We start from the raw sequence: 1,093 nt of genomic DNA, 5'->3' as shown, positions 1-1,093 counted from the left end.
TGAACCGTCGTCAACAATGCTTACCTATGCCAGCCCCAAGATTTTTTGTCTTCCTCAAGGTTTTTTTCTCGTGGCAGAGGATATTCTCCCCACTCAACGACATAGTCCCGACTTGTTTCCAGAGCTTTACGAAGGTTTTCTCCAATCCATTCCAGATTAGCATCCTTGTGGTCGATAAACGTGGACCATCCAGTGGTGGAAAAGAAACTTCCTCCACGAGTATCCATTGAAATTACAGCAATATATTTACGGGTTCGTATTAAATGAGCACGAGCTTTCCGAACACGGACTTTTGCATCACTCATATTCAACCGATATCCTTCACTTTGAAATCAATGGTTTTGCCAGTTCCGGTAACTCGATCATTTGCTTTCTGAAGAGCTTGGCATATTGCTTTCCATTGAGAATCCGTTGGTTCTGCAGGCACACCAAGATCAAGTACATAATGATCAATATCATTTTGAGCAAAGGAAAGCGTCGGGCTTGTAGGTACATTGGTGTTATAGCGATAAATGCCGCTATCTTCATCATATCGTATCATCTGCTGGACGTCGGCAAGTAGACGACCTTGAATTCACTTTATCAATTGAGCAGATGGCGGAGCACTATTGCTTCTATCTTTATAAGTTGATGCATTAAGATCGATTGTCTTATCGCTGATAGCAGTTTGAGAATCACGATTCCATTCGTCGAAAGTTCTCCAGTTACTACGATCAGAATTATAGTCGGCCAACCAGAAATATCCTTCGCTCTTTAGTCTCTGAGCATCCCAGACTTCAAAGGGGTTTCCTTGTGCCTGGATACCATTTCCTTAGGATACCCATTGCACACCGTCTTTCCACTGAATTGTTGGCCGTCCAGCCATCTGGCGGTCGTCTACATTATTTGCGGCGGCAATATCGCTATTTTTTACGTCTTCTGAATGTTTTCCTTTGAAAGTCGGAACATCACAGGGATCCTTATCCCCTTCCTGAATGACATCATGAATATTATTCAGGACGTCTTCCTGATCGGCAACAGCTTCGACTAATCCGGTACCACTATTTGATATCACCTGACGAAACTGATCTGCTGTCCCGGCATCGTTCATCAT

General features: G+C 43.5%; 3 protein-coding genes. All 3 read right to left on the bottom strand.

The annotated features are described in order from the left end of the window. Positions 1-20: 20 nt before the first annotated feature. On the bottom strand, positions 21-305 hold the full coding sequence (locus AD944_RS00295) for a hypothetical protein (RefSeq protein ID WP_236709280.1): 285 nt from the start codon (positions 303-305) through the stop codon (positions 21-23). Positions 306-307: 2 nt separating this feature from the next. Then, positions 308-541: a hypothetical protein gene (locus AD944_RS00290; RefSeq protein ID WP_045543157.1), complete on the bottom strand. Its 234-nt coding sequence runs from the start codon at positions 539-541 to the stop codon at positions 308-310. Between the two features lie 270 nt (positions 542-811). Next, on the bottom strand, positions 812-1,093 hold a 282-nt coding region (locus AD944_RS16920; protein ID WP_045543158.1), incomplete at its 5' end, for a hypothetical protein.

The sequence above is a fragment of the Acetobacter tropicalis genome (assembly GCF_001580915.1).
GTDB lineage: Bacteria > Pseudomonadota > Alphaproteobacteria > Acetobacterales > Acetobacteraceae > Acetobacter > Acetobacter tropicalis.
The sequence above is the reverse complement of the archived record's forward strand: the minus strand, read 5'-3'. Positions and strand labels throughout refer to the sequence as shown.